Origin of the sequence: Pseudomonas sp. FP1740, assembly GCF_030687165.1 — a bacterium.
In the GTDB taxonomy this organism is placed as follows: Bacteria; Pseudomonadota; Gammaproteobacteria; order Pseudomonadales; family Pseudomonadaceae; genus Aquipseudomonas.
In genome coordinates this window covers 1,597,574-1,615,187 of the sequence record NZ_CP117461.1, presented here as the reverse complement: position 1 = coordinate 1,615,187, position 17,614 = coordinate 1,597,574, and the positions used below count along the sequence as shown (strand labels likewise).

Annotated in this window: 14 protein-coding genes and 1 pseudogene; 12 read left to right on the top strand and 3 right to left on the bottom strand. The window is 54.8% G+C overall.

What is annotated here, in order from left to right; translation table 11 throughout:
* Positions 1-31: 31 nt before the first annotated feature.
* On the bottom strand, positions 32-763 hold the full coding sequence (locus PSH69_RS07125) for a metallophosphoesterase (protein ID WP_305412798.1): 732 nt from the start codon (positions 761-763) through the stop codon (positions 32-34).
* 174 nt (positions 764-937) lie between these two features.
* On the opposite strand from PSH69_RS07125, the gene PSH69_RS07120 reads away from it, so the two are divergent.
* The 11 genes from PSH69_RS07120 to PSH69_RS07070 all read left to right on the top strand — a co-directional run bounded on the left by PSH69_RS07120 (position 938) and on the right by PSH69_RS07070 (position 14,378).
* On the top strand, positions 938-1,393 hold the full coding sequence (locus PSH69_RS07120; protein ID WP_305411508.1) for a helix-turn-helix domain-containing protein: 456 nt from the start codon (positions 938-940) through the stop codon (positions 1,391-1,393).
* Between the two features lie 100 nt (positions 1,394-1,493).
* Positions 1,494-1,718, top strand: coding sequence for a hypothetical protein (locus PSH69_RS07115; protein ID WP_305411507.1), 225 nt, complete (start codon positions 1,494-1,496; stop codon positions 1,716-1,718).
* Between the two features lie 298 nt (positions 1,719-2,016).
* On the top strand, positions 2,017-3,054 hold the full coding sequence (locus PSH69_RS07110; protein ID WP_305411506.1) for a hypothetical protein: 1,038 nt from the start codon (positions 2,017-2,019) through the stop codon (positions 3,052-3,054).
* Entirely contained in the window at positions 3,038-6,109 is a 3,072-nt protein-coding gene (locus tag PSH69_RS07105; RefSeq protein ID WP_305411505.1) for a hypothetical protein, read from the top strand. The genes PSH69_RS07110 and PSH69_RS07105 overlap by 17 nt, the downstream gene beginning before the upstream one ends.
* Positions 6,106-8,457, top strand: a complete 2,352-nt coding sequence (locus PSH69_RS07100) for an RNaseH domain-containing protein (RefSeq protein ID WP_305411504.1) — start codon at positions 6,106-6,108, stop codon at positions 8,455-8,457. Before PSH69_RS07105 ends, PSH69_RS07100 begins: the two co-directional genes overlap by 4 nt.
* Positions 8,458-8,531: 74 nt before the next feature.
* Positions 8,532-10,100, top strand: coding sequence for an ATP-dependent endonuclease (locus PSH69_RS07095; protein ID WP_305411503.1), 1,569 nt, complete (start codon positions 8,532-8,534; stop codon positions 10,098-10,100).
* A complete protein-coding gene (locus PSH69_RS07090; RefSeq protein ID WP_305411502.1) occupies positions 10,085-11,116 on the top strand; it encodes an AAA family ATPase in 1,032 nt (343 codons plus the stop codon). Before PSH69_RS07095 ends, PSH69_RS07090 begins: the two co-directional genes overlap by 16 nt.
* A 151-nt stretch (positions 11,117-11,267) precedes the next feature.
* Entirely contained in the window at positions 11,268-12,404 is a 1,137-nt protein-coding gene (locus PSH69_RS07085; protein ID WP_305411501.1) for a radical SAM protein, read from the top strand.
* Complete coding sequence (locus PSH69_RS07080) at positions 12,404-13,018, top strand: 3'-5' exonuclease (protein ID WP_305411500.1); 615 nt, start codon at positions 12,404-12,406, stop codon at positions 13,016-13,018. Before PSH69_RS07085 ends, PSH69_RS07080 begins: the two co-directional genes overlap by 1 nt.
* A complete protein-coding gene (locus PSH69_RS07075) occupies positions 13,015-13,596 on the top strand; it encodes an AAA family ATPase (RefSeq protein WP_305411499.1) in 582 nt (193 codons plus the stop codon). The genes PSH69_RS07080 and PSH69_RS07075 overlap by 4 nt, the downstream gene beginning before the upstream one ends.
* Positions 13,593-14,378 (top strand): aldo/keto reductase, encoded by a 786-nt coding sequence (locus PSH69_RS07070; protein ID WP_305411498.1) that lies wholly within the window; start codon positions 13,593-13,595, stop codon positions 14,376-14,378. Before PSH69_RS07075 ends, PSH69_RS07070 begins: the two co-directional genes overlap by 4 nt.
* Before the next feature lie 43 nt (positions 14,379-14,421).
* Here the strand turns inward: PSH69_RS07070 and gmtY are convergent, their stop codons facing one another.
* Positions 14,422-15,810 (bottom strand): gamma-mobile-trio recombinase GmtY, encoded by a 1,389-nt coding sequence (gene gmtY, locus PSH69_RS07065; RefSeq protein ID WP_305411497.1) that lies wholly within the window; start codon positions 15,808-15,810, stop codon positions 14,422-14,424.
* 487 nt (positions 15,811-16,297) lie between these two features.
* On the opposite strand from gmtY, the pseudogene PSH69_RS07060 reads away from it, so the two are divergent.
* Positions 16,298-16,834 (top strand): annotated as a pseudogene (locus PSH69_RS07060) (mechanosensitive ion channel family protein); the annotation flags it as partial.
* Positions 16,835-16,963: 129 nt separating this feature from the next.
* Here PSH69_RS07060 and PSH69_RS07055 read toward each other — a convergent pair.
* Positions 16,964-17,608, bottom strand: coding sequence for a hydrolase (locus PSH69_RS07055; protein WP_007934054.1), 645 nt, complete (start codon positions 17,606-17,608; stop codon positions 16,964-16,966).
* Positions 17,609-17,614 lie beyond the last annotated feature (6 nt).

Genomic DNA, 17,614 nt, shown 5'->3' with positions numbered 1-17,614 from the left:
AAGCCCGAAGTCGACGGCCATCTCAGTGAGCTCACGAAAGGCTGATGACAAGGCCTGGATCGAACCCCGTTTGCTCATTTGGATACCCCTGAGGATTCGAGACCACACGGCAGCGGCCCAACATCACATCAACGGCCCGGTGGGTGTGCCCAAAAATCCAAAGATCCGTTTTATCCAGAAGCTCGTGCCAACTGTTTGAGTAGGCAGCACTCAAGTGTCCTTCGTGTTTGTCGCCCATTACTTCGGGGGTGGGTGCGTGATGCGTCACGACCACAGTTTTGCCGTCGAATGGCGCATCAAGCTCCTTGGTCAGCCAGGCGAACGATGTGTAGTTTCGACTGATGAGGTCGGATGGGCGCAAACGGCGATAGTTTTCACCAGTCCGAATGACTCGAAAATCATTCATCCAATCCCATGCGGTTTGCGTTGCAGCAACAACGTTCCCGCTGGACGAAAAATCAGTCCAGCCCGTAGCGCAAAGGAACCGTGTTTGGTTCCAAACAAAGGTCTCGTTCTCTAAAACATGGACATTCGGTTGCGCCTGCTCCTTCATTTTTCGCAGCGTGTAATCAATGTGCCCCCCATAAAATTCGTGGTTACCGCACACGTAAATCACCGGGCGCGCAAAGACCTCATTAGCCCACTTCACCCCTCTCGCTTTGACATCAATGTCCCCTGCCAAAACAACCAGATCGTAGTCTCCTGGCACGGGCTTAAACGGAGAAAACTCGTTGTGCAGATCTGAAAGCACATGAAGCTTGATCAATGGCCTGATCTCGATTTACAGCTAAATTGATGGAGCGAACAAATGGGCGGGAATGAGCTCATGCAGATTCTTGATCCGCACCTGAGCCATTCGATCCACTCGTATGAATATATACATTTGAGTGGATCATGGCAATCACGGCATACAGCTCTGTTTTGACGGAACGGAAAAATGTCTGTGCGCACCGCATTCGCCGTAGCACTGAAGCTTTTGCGAACAAAGCGTGGCCTCACACAGCATGAGCTGAGCCAGAAGGTCACTCAGTCGCATGTAAGCCGCATCGAAAATGAAATGACCTCCCCCAGCCTCGAAGCCATCATTGAGCTCGCCAGAGTTTTGGAGATCAGTCCTGTTGCGCTCATGGCACTGGTGTGTGGTGCACAAGACGAAATGAGCGCGGCCGATGTCCTGAAGATCGCGGAAAAGGATCTCCAGGTTATGGCGCTACTGCAGGCTTCGATTCCGCTGGTAATTGAAGAGAAGCCTCACCCTCGCGTTATCGCTGCGGCAAAAATGCGAGAGGCAGTTCAAGCACTCAAAGAAAAAGGCCTTTCGCAGGCTGAAATCGCCAGGGAGCTGGGCATGGCAAAGACCACGGTTCAGCGTCATTGGCATCGCTCGGAATAAGCTTTTTGTTCTTTCTTGCTGACGCCCTCGCCCGTTGGCCATTCCAGGCCACCATCGAACCGCTGCTATGCTTTGCTCTCCATCCGAACGGAGTCGAGTCATGGCCGAGCAATATTCCCTTCCCGACGTGTTGGCAAAAATGTACGAAAACCAACTGGCGATCGAAGCCGCGCTGATGGAGCTCGTCCTGCTGGAGGAGCAGCGTGGGTCATCTGTGGCTTGTGAGAATGCGCGCGTTGCGCTTGAGCGGATTGGTGAGAACGCGGGGCATATTAAGCAAGGGATTGCGAGGTTGGGGGGAGATGCTGGGATGTCTGGGTACTGAAATGCCTCGTCTTGATAACCCACGAACATTGCCCGACGATCGCAAGTAACTTTCAGGTTGACCGTCACAGCACATTACCGCCTCGAACCCTGGCAGAACCAGAAGCGTGAACCCAGTGTTAGAGCAGAAATAAGGCTTTTGCCGAGCGCCGTCAGAACCTGACTTATCTCAAAAAAATACTACGCTACCAAGCATTGCGCCATTTTGTAGCAAATTGATGGTTTAAGTGCCGTAGCTTCCAAGCGTTACCAACCAGCAACGCCGATCAGCCGCTCAGGGATGAAGTGGAGTATCGCAAATGAACAAACAAGCTCCCGAGCATCTGCTACGTCTCCTCGCTCAAGGCGCGTCGCTCTGTGGCACAGACAGGGCTCAGGCGTTCAACGTGCTCCAGAGAGCCAGTGCGCTGCTTTGGCGACTTGAGCCTAGCGCAAGCCCGCTGTCCCCCATCGAACTGGAATACAAGCTTCGAGTTCCTCTTGAGAACTGGCTTCCTGAGGTTGTGAGACTCGACTATTCGGGGCCTCTGCTCTATTCCAACATCGCCACCCAAACCTGCAATGAAATGCTGCTGGAACTCGACGTCAAAGAGCTCTGGGAAGAAGTCCAGGCTAGCGTGAACAGAGTCAAGCAAGCATGCCGGCTCCGTGCAGACGGTGAAACGCATTACCGTAACTTCCGGCTATTTCTGATTGAGCACGGCGTGATCCTTCCGTCTCAGGCCCAAAACATTTTCATCCCGCTCAACCTGTCCTTGAACGAGTTCTACGAGCCAATCCCCTCTCATCTGCACCACAACGGATTGGTGTATTTGTGCCCAGAATGCAGATGGCCGATGAATGCTCAACGACATGAAGTCAGCTGCGACTCGGCGTGGTGTCAGGACAAAAAAAGCCTATTTGTCCGCGAAGGTTTGAGCCTGATCAACCGTGTAAACAGCAGCGTCCTGAATGGCCAGCCGGTCGACGGCCGCCTGATGCTCAAGCCCGCGTTGTGGAAATTCACTCTCCAACCTGGACTCATTGAAATCGCGCTAGCGCATGCCCTTGCCGCAAAGGGGTTTGATGTGCAGCTCTGGCCTGACGTAGATCGAACAGATCTTCGTATTCGCTTTAGTCTCAGTGAACAGGACATCGATGCCAAGGTTTGGATGTCGGCCTATGAGTTGGCAAAACACATCGAGTCAATCCCTTCGAATAAACCGCGCTGGATCGTGATCCCGGACTACCAGCGAGCAAGCATCCCGTTTCTCCGCCAACGCTGTAAAGCGGGCGTAAGCGTTTTTACCCGGAGCCAGTGTGTGAAGGAGGCATTAAAGTATGCGGCCCCTTTCTGATATCAGCGTCACGCTGTTCCTCGCTTTGGGGGCACGCTTTGCCGACAGCGATCCCATGCTGGCTGACGCAGCAGCACTGTGCGCAGGGCGCACACGAGGCTGGAGCACTTGGTACGGACTCTGCGACGCTGATCAGTTGCTGATTGCCGAAGGCTTGCGCTTGCGGCCGTCAACCGTCGCTCAACCTCAACGTTTTATGATGAGTGCCGAAGCGATCATCCAAGGTGAGCGCAGCCCCTTCGAACTGATAGATCCAAGCAAACTCAGCAGCCAACTCCACGAGCAGGATCGCTATCGCGTATCACCCCACCTGAACGTTGAACAGCTCATCAGAGAGTACCTCGATGCTCTGAGATATTGCCGAACGCCTCCGGTCTACGCCCAGCTTCCAGAATCTGGCGATGTCGTGCTCAAGCACATCACAGGCGACCAAGTGAGGGTGTTTGTCATTCCAGAAGCAGAGCGCGCCGCTCTTACCGGCGCTGCCCGACACATACCCGTCCCATCCTCTGCCGCCGTTCCTGAGACCGGATGGGAGCTTGGCTCGCTGAGCGAGCTCGCGCGAGTACTGGATACTGCCCCCGAACTGCACACCAACCACCAGACCTCGTTGACCAATATTTGGGGTTCAGATGCTGAACGCACGGCGAAGGCAGGCAACTTCTACCGAGTGAATGCGCCGACCGGTACCGGCAAAAGCGTTGCCATGGTCATGATGTCGATCGATGCCGCGCGCCGAGGTCACCGGGTCGTGATTGCAGTGCCCACGCTGGTCGAGTTGGAAAATACGGTGCGTATTCTCAAGCAATCAGTCGCTGCGACAGCGACTGAGCTGAAGATCGCCCCTTTGCATTCAGCGACGCGGATATACGAGCGTGGAAAGATCCAGTTTCAACAGGGAAATACTGCGCCAGCTTACGACTACGCCTGCTTACTCGACGCTTATGCCACGGATACGCTCAACGTTGATCCAGGGAACGAACCGTGCTTCAACGTGAGGGTTTCGACCAAGGAAGAAGGCCGCGAAGAGCAATCAAAACGGTTGAATCACTGCCCTTTCCTCTTCAAGTGCGGCAGGACGAGGATGTTGTCAGAAGCCCTGAAAGCGGACATCGTGGTGATCAACCACCATGCGATGCTGTCGGGCACAACCCGCATCCCGTTGTCTGACTCTGAGCAGTTCCCTGGCCCACGCAGCTTCATCGAGTTGCTGCTGAGAACAGCTCCCGTATTCCTCATCGATGAAATCGACGGTTTGCTTAAGTCGGCGATCGACAGCAGCGTCATCCAATTGAAACTGGGCAACCAGGGTGAAAACAGCCCACTGTTGCGCTTGTTCAACACAGTCGCCGGCCGATCAAGCATCCCGGAAGTCGATCGCAGCAGCCTGTTCCGAGTGAACTGGGCACTCACCTACTGCACGCTCAGTGTCAGCCAACTCATGAACCTACAGCAGGAGAAGTACTTCGAGTGGCCGACGAAAGAAACCACGTGGTCGGACGCTGACGACACCTTCATCACCCAGAAACTTGGTATTGATCGTGAGACGCTGGAACATCTGTTCAACAATACGAATCGCATACCCGACTACCTGGAAAAGCTGAGCCAGCACCTGGCCCATTGGCGATCTAACGGAGGTGAGCACAAGCTTGAGACCCTGGCGATCAATCTGGGGCACCTCATAAAAGAATTGTCCGACAATGGCCAGCTTCCCGAACCTCTCAAAGAACACGAGCAGATTCGCCTTAAGGCCTCGCTCATTTTGCGAGGCACGTTACTGGCAATCGAAACCCACCTGCGCAATCTCCAGGTTGAATTACCGAGTTTTGTGAACGCCGAAATCCCCTACTCGTACGAGGTAAAACGGAGCATCGCCGGGCCAGAGCCACTAAGCCCTACTCCAAATGGCCCACTTCAGCGTGCCGTTTTCGGCTTCAAACGCAAGGACACCGGGGACAACGATTCAACCCTGAACGTTATCGCGATGAGGGGTGATCCCCACAACACCTTGCTTTCGCTTCCAGATGTCAGCGCCCTTGGTTATGCCGGAGTGAAGCGCTTGTTCATCGGGTTTTCTGCCACAGCCTATTTCCCAGGTGCCAGTGCCTACGATCTTCGCGCAAAGGATTTCATCGACGTGCCTGACGTGGCTGGTCAGGTCACCTTCGAAAACGTTCCTCAGACGACTGCCATCTCCGGCGCCCCGTTCTCGCAGCGCAAGTTTCTAGTGTCCAAGTTTGCGAAAGAGATCTGGCCATGGGTGAAAAGTCGCCTAGCGTGCTTGGCTAACGACCCCCAGACCAAAACTCGCGCCCGTCTGTTGCTTGTTACAAACAGCGATGCAGATGCTGAAGTGTTGGCCATGACCTTGGCCAAAATGCAGGGTGGCCCGGGTCACCTCGTAGGTTGGGTGCGTGGACGACGGAGTGAATACAATCCGTCCTCGTTGGAAGCACAGCAGACACTCGTTTACGACGACCTGGCTGAATTCACCAGCGGTCGACACAAGGACAAAACACTGCTGGTTAGTGCATTGGGCCCCATGGCGCGCGGCCATAACATCGTGAACAGCGATGGCTTTTCAGCCATTGGCGCGGTGGTAATCTGCGTGCGCCCTCTTCCCTCCTCGGACAGCCCCAACAATAACCTAGCGCATATCTGTTACGAGACCGGAAAAGCCGTTGCGCTATCCAGCAGTCCCGGAGTGCTGATGATGCAGGAACGAAAGCACTCCAATGCTCTGCTGCAGAAGATTCGTACGGCTCGCCCTGCATTCAGCCAGCAGCCGGCCAACATCCGCCATTACACCATCATGAACATCCTGGTGAGCCTCACTCAGCTCATCGGTCGCGGCCGCCGTGGCGGCACCCCAGTGACCTGTTACTTCGCCGATGCCGCCTTTCTCGAAGGCCTCAAGCCATGGCCTCAGATGCTCAACGAGAGCGTTCAGCAACTGAAGAAAGACGGGGATTGGGATCAGTTTGAACGCCACCATGCCGGCGTTGCATCGGCACTGTTGAAATACATCAACGAATCAGGAAAGGACGCGAGATGAAGGGTCTTGAATTGCGCACCAGCCTCTTTGAATTTGACCCGACAAAGTTGGGGCAAGCCTACCGTGTCGTTGTCGGCCCGCATTACCTTGACGCTTGGCAAGCCCTTCAAGGGCTAGTAAAAAAGCCCCATCCCGGCCTGCCAACCATAGGACTTGAGGAAATGCTGGCCACCCTTTCTGGAGGCCCGGTGAAGGTTAACCTGTTCCCCCAAAAAGACGGCGGCGTTTCGGCAATCCTCCTGCTCAAGCCCATGCCTGTCGACACCATCAACGAAGCGCTTCAATTGTGGTCGATGGACGTGATGCAGTTCTACAAACAAGAGCTGGTCGAATTTGAAGGCAAACTGGTCGTTACTGACCTGGTACCACTTGAGACCGCCCGCTTGGTTATGCCAGGAGATGTTTCGTCTCTCGCGTACACGGTTATTCCTTGGCTGGTGGGGCAGGCCCTCATCAAAAAACCGATGCAGGCAGCAAAGCCACTCCAGCTTTACCTGGCCGCAGACGGTAGCGCGCTTGCTTGGGATGACCCTGTCGTCTCGGAAAACGACGTTCGCTACGCCAGTGCGCTGCATGTAATCGAGCCGTCGCTGGTATTGCTCCATGGTCAGCCACAACCCTATCTGCAGCTGCGCGTGAAGCTGAGCCAGGTGATGCCTAACCTGGTGGGCCAGAAGAAGCATGCCTGGGTTAAAACGGGTGACCTGATCGTCAAAGCGAAGATCAGGAGCAAATTCAATGATGGTGCTTGGAAGACTTTCTACGAACACCCCATCGAAAAGCTGCTGACGTTCATGGGCGCGCCCTCGTTTCCACCGATAATCGAAGGGGACATCCCTGTCGACAGCGATGTGCGCCCCATCTACGCAAGCCCTCCTTCGAACCCGATGATCGCCTCAGGTACAGGCCCGCTATTTCTTGATCAGGCAGGTTTTCACCTGCTTGCCTGCCTGCCAGGGACGAGGCCGCTTCTGGTCAAAAAAGCCGTTGCCAGCCTACGTGAAGAGAAGACGACCTCTACCGGCGAGGCCATCAATTTGAACGTGATGGTACTGGCAGCTCACGCCGATGTGGTGCTCAGGCTACATGGGGCGAGTCAAAACCTCGCGCGGGACAGTAAGTTTTTCGACAAAGTCATGCCCCCAATCGTGACACTGACGCGTCTGGATGTACCCGATGCACAGCGCATGCTGGAAGGGCAACATGACCTCAACCGTCTCAACGACTGGCTATTGAATCACGTTGTGCCAGCAAGCAAAAAAGTCTCGCAAGACGGTGCAAAGGTGATGATCGTTGAGACCAGTGCATCAGCAGCTTCTCGCGATGCAGGCCTTGATCCCAAACACGTCATTCGTCGGGTTTTGGCAAAGCATGGCATCGCGACCCAATTCATCATGCACATCGACCCCGATGCCCAAGTGAAGAAGCGTAAGGCCAAAGAGGATGATCGTGATTTCAAAGCGATCAACTCAATCATCGAAGCAATTCGTCTAAGCGGTCACCTCCCCGCCCCGACACCTAAGGTCAAGTCGATACCGGCGAGCACCACGGTGGTATCGGTATTACTGGATCGAATCCAGGACAAAGGTTGGGCCAAATTCCTGCCCGTGATCACCCGCACTTCGCTGGGTGGGCATACCCCTGAAATTTTCTGGTTCGAATCAGGCCTGGACTCCACCGGTAAGTGGCTCAGCTACAGCACTGGGCTGGCTGCCATCCACAGCACTGACACGCTGCTTACGCCTGATCAGTTGAAGATATTGATCACCCAGGCCTTCCTGGATTGCAAAATCAATCCGGCAGACTTGTTGGTCGTCTGCCTTGATGCGGATCTGAGAACCTTCTATGGAGGCTTGAAGGACAGCCCTGGAGAAGGACTTCCGCCCATTCCAACAGATGCAGCGATCGTACGCATTCGTGCTGATCATCAAGTGGCACAGATCAGTGGCAACCACACCTTGTCACCCCAATCGGCCCACTACATCGGTACCAAAGTAGGTGCATTTCAGTCCTGTGAAAGCCCCTCGGTATTTTATTTCGTGTCTCCTTCCAAACAGTTCGGCAGCGTTCGCTCGCAGCGCGAGAACACGCGATACGACGTATCGGAGCGTGACCTGCGGGATCCGTGGCAACAGTTGGGCGTCACCGAAATTGCGATCATCAAACCTGGTGGATTTGCCAACGCAAAGGTAATCGCCGAACAAGTCGCCTTGCTTTGTCGCAACCCACCATTGTGGGACGGCTACCTGCGTCTGCCTGGGCCGATGCACCTTGGCAAGCAAGTCGCAGCAGATCATCCCATTGTGGAAATGCGGCGCAAGGCTGACGCAAATCGGTTGGATGGATAACAAACTCCCCCGTAACTGATAAGCACCTAAGCACCCAGTTGATAACCACACAAAACAGGTTAAAGAGAACGAAAATGCCGGCCATCACCCAGTTAGTGCTGCAAAACTTCAAAAGCTTTCCAGACCTGACTCTCCACTTTGATGCCGGCACCAACGTACTGATCGGTGATAACGAAACGGGCAAGAGCAGCGTTCTACTGGCTCTTGATCTGGCACTCAGCGCAAGCCGAAGTCGCGTTGAGACCATTGGCTATGAAGCCCTGCTCAATCAGGCTGCTGTGAAGAAATTTCTGGCGGGCCCAGCGCGCCTTGACCTGCTACCAGAAGTCATTGTGGACGTCTTCCTTGAAGATGGCGAAGATCAAGGCTTGTACGGGTATCAGAATCTTGTGGGAACCGACAGCGACGGATTGCGCATGGCGATCGTTCCCCTCGTAGAAGAGTTTGGCCCTACGATTCTTGAGCTGCTGCACGCTAACAAGGACAGCTTTCCGTTCGAGTACTACACCGTGCAATTCTCGACGTTCTCGGGTGCACCGCATGCCAGCTACAGGCGACCAGTGAAGCATCTGTTGATCGATAGCTCGCGAATCGATACCGAGTATGCGGCCCGGGAGTACACGCGAACCGTGTTCGGATTCCATACGCAAGTTCCAGATCGATATCGTCTCGAAAATCAATACCGTCAGGGTAAGGAAGGCTTCCAGAAAGAAAACCTGAAGGCTCTTAATGAGACGCTGGGCGACTACCAGTTTGCCCTCAGAACCAGTGTGCGCTCGAACCTGGAGACCGACCTTGTCATCACCAAGGACGGCATTCCGATCGAAAACCGTGGCAAGGGAGAGCAGTGCTTCATAAAGACCAACTTTGCCCTGCAAAAGCACGACGCCAAGGGTGGTCTACACGCTCTGCTACTGGAAGAGCCTGAGAACCACCTGAGCCATACGAATATGAAACGGCTTGTGGAACGGCTTACGCGTACCCAAGGTACACAACTCTTCATTGCCACTCACAGCAGCCACATCTGCTCCCGCCTTGATCTTCGTCATGCGCTGCTCTTGGGAACCGAGCAAAAAGCCGGTCGGCTGAAGGATCTGACAGAACCCACCGCCGAATTTTTCATGAAGGCACCGGACAACAACGTACTTGAGTTCGCGCTCTCGAAACGCGTCATCCTGGTCGAGGGTGATGCCGAATTCATCCTCCTCGAACATTTCTACAAGCAGCATGCGCAGGGTAATTCCCCACAAGCCGATGACGTCCACATCATTTCCATCGGAGGAACCAGTTTCAAGCGCTACCTGGAGCTGGGCAAGTTGCTGGGAATCAGGGTTGCTGCGATCCGGGACAACGACCATAACCACCAGCAAAATTGCGTTGAAAACTACAAGGAGAGCCTCTACGACGGTGCTCAGATTTTTGCTGATCCTGACAATGAGCGCTCGACGTTCGAAATCGGCTTGTACCTGGACAATCAGAAAGCGTGCGACGACCTGTTTGGCAAGGGACGTAGAACCTTGACGGTTCAGGAGTACATGCTCAAGAACAAGGCAGACGTGGCGTTCGAGTTGCTCACGAAAAAAGCTGGCGAACTGATCGCTCCTGCTTACATCCAGGAGGCGATCAAGTGGATAAGAGCGTGATCTTTGCGGTGGCCGGATCCGGCAAGACCAGCCTTGTCATTGAACGTCTGAGCCCCGACCAGCGCGCTCTGATCATCACGTACACGGAAAATAATCACCGTCATCTGCGCAGCAGGATCATTCAGAAGTTCGGGACAATTCCATCCAACATAACCCTGATGACCTATTTCTCATTCCTGCACGGGTTCTGTTACCGCCCACTGATGCAATTGAAGATAGGCAGCCGAGGTTTAACCTTCAGGCGCCCGCCAAACCGTCAGATCCCTTTGACTGACATCGCACGTTTCCGTGATGGCAGCCGTAGGCTCTACCACAATCGCTTGGCTAAATTTCTGCAATTGAAAGGCTGCATGCCTGCGATAAAGGCCCGCATCGAGCGCTTTTACGACTGCGTCTATGTCGATGAGGTGCAGGATTTCGCCGGCCACGATTTCAACCTGCTGTTGGAGATTTCCAAGGCCAAAGCAGGAATGACCTTCGTGGGAGATTTCTATCAGCATACCTTCGACACGAGCCGGGACGGCAGTGTTAACAGCACCCTGCATGACGACATGGCCAAATACGAAAAACGATTTCGCGACGCGGGTATTGCGGTGGACAAGACCACACTTGGTCGCAGCTGGCGATGCGCAACGTCGATTTGCGAGTTCATCAGCACCAAGCTGCAGATCGCGATGGGCTCGCATGTAGAGCGTGCCAGTGAAATCGTCACGGTCTTGGAACAAGACCAAGCCAATGCTCTGCACGCCGACCCTTCGGTGGTAAAGCTATTCCTGCAAGAACATAGCAAGTACGGTTGCCACTCTCAGAACTGGGGAGCGAGTAAAGGCATGGATCACTTCGAAGACGTCTGTGTCGTCCTGGGCTCGGAGGCATGGAAACGCTACCAGGGCGGGAAGTTGCATGAAGCCAAGCCTCAGACCCGAAACAAATTGTACGTAGCCTGCTCGCGCGCAAGAGGCAATCTATTTTTCGCTCCAGATAAACTGTTCAAACCATTCAAGCAGAGTCATTGATGACTCCTGATGTGTTATAGAACAGCACCTGTCTGAAGCTGTGATAGCGAGATATGCGGGTGACACTATCAAGGATGGACACAGCGACGGTAATGAGCCTCGTCGTGCTATCGAATGATCATCGTTGGGTAGCAATGCAAGGAGCGCTTCAGTGGAAAAGTACGTCAATATCATCGACGTCAAGCAACTGCCCGATGTCAATCCAAGCCTCAAGGATCCTGTTCAGTACCGCAAGAGCGGTCTGAGTCTCAATCATATCGTTGGCTGCCCCCTTGATTGCAGCTACTGCGTGCGCCATCTGTTTGGCAACTTCGATCAACGCCAACCCCAAGCATTGATGAGTGACGAGCAAGCTTTCGAGCAGTTCATCTCGCATCGGTATTTTCAGCCACATATCACCCCTATCCAGTTGTTCAATCGGGCAACAGACCCGATGCTGCCAGACGTCAAAGCGCACACACATAATCTGTTGCGGCTACTGGATGAGGCTGGCCTTACCAACAACGTACTGGTCATCACACGGTGGCGGGTGACGCCGGCGGACTGCGAACGATTCAACGCCCTGCGCAATATCAAGTTGACGATCCTGATAACCTACTCAGGCATAAACGACCCGAAAATAGAGCCAATCAAATCGTCGATCGCCGGCAACAGCCTGAAAACACTCTTCAAGTACGCGCAGAACTATCGGGTATTGCTGTACTGGCGCCCGATCGTTCCCGGCCTGAACGACTCAGATAAGCACATCGCCAACGCCGCCAGCTTGGCCAAACATGCTCACGCCACGGTTTTCAGCGGTTTGTTCTACCGTAAAGAGATCGCCGAGTACTACCAAAGTCAGGGCATCCCAGAACCCTACAGCTCGACAGCCAGGCGCAAGCTGCTGCCGCTGGAGGAAGAGCGGCGGCTACTTAGACTGTATGAGGCGCATGAGACGGGCACTCCTATTTTCCGCAAGACCTCCTGCGGTGTTGCGCACGGCCATCAGCAGCCGGATTACAACGGCCACTTCGGCATCACAGAACTCTGCGATACGTGCCCAACGTCACAGTATTCGATTTGCAAGGCGGCTTGGAAACGGCCGGACGAAGCTCTCCTCCGTCAGATGTGCTCAGAGCTAGGGGCCGATGGAGATCCGCAGATTACCGACCGCGCCATCATCGTCCGAGGGCTGGATGAGCAGCGGCGCTACTTCATGCAACATACGCTGGGTTATCAAGTCCATGATGCCGACAAGCCCCATCATTATGACCGTCATGGTCGTGCTGAAGCACAAAGGAATCTTTGATGAACGACACTGAATTCGTGTGGCCTTCCGAACAGATCATCATCGTGGATGTGGAAGGTAATGGACATGCACCACCCGACCTGGTGGAGCTCGCCATTTCGGCCTTTCCGGCTGTCGAGGCTGTGCCCCCTTTGAGCTGGTTGATCAAACCTCCCAATCGGATCAAATGGCAGGCCAAACAGGTGCATGGCATCGGTAACTCTGACGTCGAAAACTGCCCTGGCTGGGACGAAATCAAGGAGGAGGTCGAAGAGAAGCTGCAAGGTAAATGGTTTGTCGCCCACAACGCTTCGGTGGACTACTCGGTGGTCAAACGGCACCTACCTACTTGGGAGCCCGCTGGGGTCATCGATACCTTGAAACTTGCGCGGCATGTCTACCCGAATGCCACAAGCCACAGCCTGTCAGCCCTTTTGACGACGACAGGCCTTCGAAATCAAGTCGTAGGTGAATTGCATCGAGCAGGAGAAGACGCTCGTGTCACTGCCCTTCTACTCGACCACTTGATCGAAAAGTCCTCGCTCAAAAGCTGGATTGAAATCTGCAAGATCGCTCAAATCCAAAAGCAAACCGAAGAAAAAGCCCCCGCGCCTGAGCAAGGAAGCCTGTGGTGAGCACCGTCATGATCGGCGTCACCGGTACGCATTCAACCGGAAAATCAACTTTTTGCTCTGACCTGCGCAAGTCGCTTGAACAACAGGGTATTCGGGTCGCGAGCATTCCGTCCTTTGGCAAGCTTGCCCAAGAGCAAGGAATCCCCCTACTGACCAACCATACCTATGATTCGACGATGTGGTTCATAGACCGAACGCTTGAGGCGCAGCAAGCAGCAATTGTCGACGCGGACGTGGTACTGGTCGACCGTCCAATCATTGATGCCGTGGCATATTGGAATGCGGCAGTTGAGTATCGCGGTACCTCTGCGACGACGCAGGAGATCGATGCTGTCCACGCCGTGATGCACGATCACTGCCCGACTTACACCATGCTGGTTGCGACCAGACTCGATATCTCCGTGCCGCTAGGCCCGGATCGAGATGCAAATCCCGCCTTCCGGCAATCGGTCGATAGCCATCTACACAAACTACTGGCTGGTCTTGAGCTCCGTCACCACATGCTCTACCCGCAAGTGCGTGAATCACTACTGACCAACCTGCATTCCGAGATTCTTCGGCATATGGGGCGTTCATGACAAAGACTCTTACCGGCCTACTCGCGGGCAAGACGGTTCGTCGTTTAGGGTTCGGCACAATGAGGTTGACCGGGCCGGGAATATGGGGGCCGCCGAGCAATGAACGAAACGCCATTGAACTGCTACGCAAGGCTGTGGACTCAGGTGTGCAACACATCGACACCGCAGACGCCTATGGGCCCGATGTTGCGGAACCGCTGATTCGCAAAGCGTTGTATCCCTATGCCGATGATCTGATCATTGCGACTAAGGGAGGCTTTACTCGACAAGGGCCTGGGCGTTGGACGCCATGTGGTGTTCCAGCTTATCTGCGCCAATGCGTGGAGATGAGTTTGAGACGGCTCAACGTAGAAGCGATCGACCTTTACTACCTGCACAGGGTCGACCCGGCTATCCCTCTGGCGGATCAGCTTGGAGAGCTTGAGCAGATGCGCCTGGAAGGAAAAATAAGGGCGCTGGGTATGTCCAAAGTCAACGTTTCCCAGTTAGACGAAGCGATTTCAATTGCCCCAATTGCTGCTGTTCAAAATACGTTCAACATTCTAAAGCCTGAGTCGCCTGACGTCGTGGCTTGGTGTGAAAGCAGGGAGATTGCATTCGTCCCCTATGCTCCGCTTAACGCCGGTAAATACCTGGAGGCACCAGCGAACGCAACGAACGAAAAATGCTTCACGCCCCGAGAGGCACTGAGGTGGCTATTGGACTACTCCCCCATCATGTTCCCGATACCGGGCACCTCGAACATCACGCACCTGGTAGAAAACCTTGAAGCGGACAGTTAGATAGGGCATCGAGCAGCCTCCCATGATCGGAGATCATCGGGCACTAACCCTTAGATTTTCGCTTCTCTTCCAGAATACGCTCGCCCCGAATGAAGGCCTCCTGGATGTCTTTGGCGCTCCACTCCTTGTAGGCCTCTTGCGATTCCTGGCTTCTGTGGTGCATCGCCTTTTGGATGATGGTTGGATGGATCTCTGCCTCTTCAAGCCTGAAGCCATAGGCATGACGGTGGCCGTGTTCGCTCGTCCCATGCCGCTTCGAGTGCTCCAAACCGATTCGATTCACAGCTGCTACGTGCTGACGACTGAAGTTTTTGATGGTCTCGGGAGTACCGTCGAGCTTGGTGAACGCATAGGGATGATCCTCGTGGGGTAAAGGATCGACTCGATACCTCAGATAGTTGATGTAATTGTGGAAGAACACTTTCGACGCGGAGGGAGGAAAGAACGCCACCTCAATGTAACCGTCGGCGCCATCCACGAGCAGCGGGTTCTTCCAACCTGCATGCAAAGCCAAGCTCTTCCTGAGCGTGTTTCTCGGGCGAAGCCGATATCGACGATGCAAGTAGTCCCGCCGGTTTGTGTAACCCTCCTCAAACTCCACTCGCCCATCAGAGGGATGCCAGATCCTGACGATCACATCCTTGTTCTTGAAATCGCAGATGATGTCTGAGAGATACAGATGGAACGGCTCACTCCTGCGCAACCCACCCTGGTTCAACAGAATGGTGATCGCCCTCCCCTTGTAATCGATGAAGTCGTCCGACTGTGCATCAGGGGCTGCGCACTGCTTGACCCAGCCGTTTACCAACAGGTTGTGATACTCGGCCTCAGGGAAGCGCTTGGCGATTCGCCCAAGAGTCTTGGCGACCCTGGAGGACTGGACTTTCCGAGCTTGGCGGGCTTCCTTGGCGGCTGCATCGTAGGAGGCCAGGTGGTTCAGGAAGACGTTGGCTTGCTTGTGATAGTAGGCGCACCAGTTCATCCGCTCCTCATCCGAAGTTGCCTTGACCAACGGGTTTGCCCGAGTCGCTTTGTAGGCTGGTTCGTCAGCCAGCCAATCCGTGTACGCGGTGATGTGACCCAGCAAGACTCGCTCTTCCTCAGCTCCCCTGGGCGTCCAAAACAGGCCGCTCGGATCGGTCTGGGTCTCGATGTTAATCGTGCCCATCCTCAACGACATGACAAAGCCCTCAAGCAGCGGCAAGGACTTATCGAACAGCCCTTCATTGGCGCGGATGTAGTCCAGCAGCAGCTTGACCGCAAACCGGCTCCGCTCTCTCCAGGATGGGCTGTAGCGATGCTTCTTGGTGGAGGCCAGGTAGCGAAGGTGAGAGATCAGGATACCGTCCTGCGTCAAAAGTCCTGGCAGTTCGATCTCTCGCCCGGTGTTGTCGTTGACGTAGCTGGTGTTGATGTAAAGCGCGAAAGCCATGAGCCAGTCTCGTTGAGCTGCAAGTACTCCCCCTATGGTATCGGCGGAGCTTGATGGGTGGAAAGGCTGCGTGGGTGGGCTCGTGAACTTGAAGGTGGGTTGCGATTGGGTGGCAACTTGGGGGTCGGGGGTCAAAAGCTTTCTGTTCGGTCTCGTACGCTTTCTCAGTTCAACTGCCCATGCACAGGTCGAGCACGCCCCTGCCATGCCCCACCAATACTCATTTGTGGATTCATCGCATCTGGTTGCTTGGTTAGGTTGTGGATTGGGTTGGCTGATGGCCTGGGGTTGGCAACTGGACTGGGATTTGAACAGATCTGGCTAGGAAGCTGCTCATAGTATTGAGTAGATAGTATGCGGTGATTCGTTGTTTTTCGGGGTCGTAGGGGCTTCTGGAAAGTAGGGGTAAGGGGGTTATTGGCTGGTTTTGGAAGGGTGTAAGTATTGAAATGCGTGGGATTAGTATGAAAAGGGGTACCGGTGATAATGGCGCGGCATGCAGCAATCCGGCGGACGGCGGATCAAGCGCAGCCTGTTCATCGACGCCAGCGGCGTGCGGTTTATTCGTGATGATGAAGAGCAGAAACTGTCCCAAGTGCATTTGCTGACCGACTACATGAGCCGCAAGACAGCCGAGCTCAAGGCCTGGAACGAAGCCCAGGGCAACGTCGCGGCGATGGCGGCCAACCGTCGGCGGATGACCAACATCGGCACCTTCCGCGCCTATGCGCTGGCGTATCTGAAAAGTCACCCGGAGGTTCAGCAGAACATGACCTGCATGGTGCGGCAGATGCAGACGACGGCGCAGGGGATTCCGCTGGAAATCTATTGTTTCACCCGCACCACGGCGTGGGGGGATTACGAGCGTATTCAGGGGGATATTTTCGATTATCTGCTGGCGGTACTGCCGGAGTTCGGATTGAGTCTTTATCAGCAGCCGAGTGGCGGGGATTTAAGGGCCGGATTGCTTCCGGCCATGTTAGGCGCGAGCCACATTCCGGAGCCGGAAAAACACATCATGTAAACACCGCCCCTGTAGGAGCGAGCGGTGCGGCGATCCGACTTGCCCGCGAAGGCGCAGTGTCAGTCAACATAGTTATCGACTGATACTCCGCCTTCGCGGGCAAGCCATGCTCCTACAAGGGTAACGGTGTTATTTGACCTGACGCTGCGGCGCCTTGTGCACCATGGTGTAGGCGTAATCCACGCCCATGCCATACGCGCCGCTGTGCTCCAGCACCAGTTCCATCACCGCCTCGTAAGTGTCTTTGTGTGCCCAGTCACGCTGGTATTCCAGCAGCACTTGTTGCCAGGTGACCGGCACCGCGCCTGCCTGAATCATCCGCTGCACCGACATGTCGTGAGCTTCTTTGGTGGTGCCGCCAGACGCGTCGGTCACGATGTACACCTCGTAGCCTTCAGCCAGGGCTTCCAGCGCCGGGAAGGTCAGGCAGACTTCAGTCCAGAGCGCGGCAATGATCAGCTTCTTGCGGCCGGTGGCTTTCACCGCGTCAACCAGCGCCTTGTCTTCCCAGGAGTTCATCGAGGTGCGCTCGATCGGCTTCTGCTCTGGGTGAACAGCCAGCAACTCCGGCCAGATGAAGCCGCTGAAGCTTTCGGTTTCAACTGAGGTGTAGATCGTCGGCACGTTGAAAATCTTCGCGGCCTTCGCCAGACCCACGGTGTTGTTCTTCAGGGTCTGACGGTCGATCGACTGCACGCCGAACGCCATTTGCGGCTGGTGGTCGATCAGGATCAGGGCGGAGTTGGTTGGGTTGAGCAATTCACGGTTAGACATGGCGCG

Bases quoted from the DNA above. Each gene is read 5' to 3' on its own strand.
- PSH69_RS07120 (WP_305411508.1), top strand. From the start codon at position 938: ATGTCTGTGCGCACCGCATTCGCCGTAGCACTGAAGCTTTTGCGAACA.
- PSH69_RS07115 (WP_305411507.1), top strand. From the start codon at position 1,494: ATGGCCGAGCAATATTCCCTTCCCGACGTGTTGGCAAAAATGTACGAA.
- PSH69_RS07110 (WP_305411506.1), top strand. From the start codon at position 2,017: ATGAACAAACAAGCTCCCGAGCATCTGCTACGTCTCCTCGCTCAAGGC.
- PSH69_RS07105 (WP_305411505.1), top strand. From the start codon at position 3,038: ATGCGGCCCCTTTCTGATATCAGCGTCACGCTGTTCCTCGCTTTGGGG.
- PSH69_RS07100 (WP_305411504.1), top strand. From the start codon at position 6,106: ATGAAGGGTCTTGAATTGCGCACCAGCCTCTTTGAATTTGACCCGACA.
- PSH69_RS07095 (WP_305411503.1), top strand. From the start codon at position 8,532: ATGCCGGCCATCACCCAGTTAGTGCTGCAAAACTTCAAAAGCTTTCCA.
- PSH69_RS07080 (WP_305411500.1), top strand. From the start codon at position 12,404: ATGAACGACACTGAATTCGTGTGGCCTTCCGAACAGATCATCATCGTG.
- PSH69_RS07070 (WP_305411498.1), top strand. From the start codon at position 13,593: ATGACAAAGACTCTTACCGGCCTACTCGCGGGCAAGACGGTTCGTCGT.
- gmtY (WP_305411497.1), bottom strand. From the start codon at position 15,810: ATGGCTTTCGCGCTTTACATCAACACCAGCTACGTCAACGACAACACC.
- PSH69_RS07055 (WP_007934054.1), bottom strand. From the start codon at position 17,608: ATGTCTAACCGTGAATTGCTCAACCCAACCAACTCCGCCCTGATCCTG.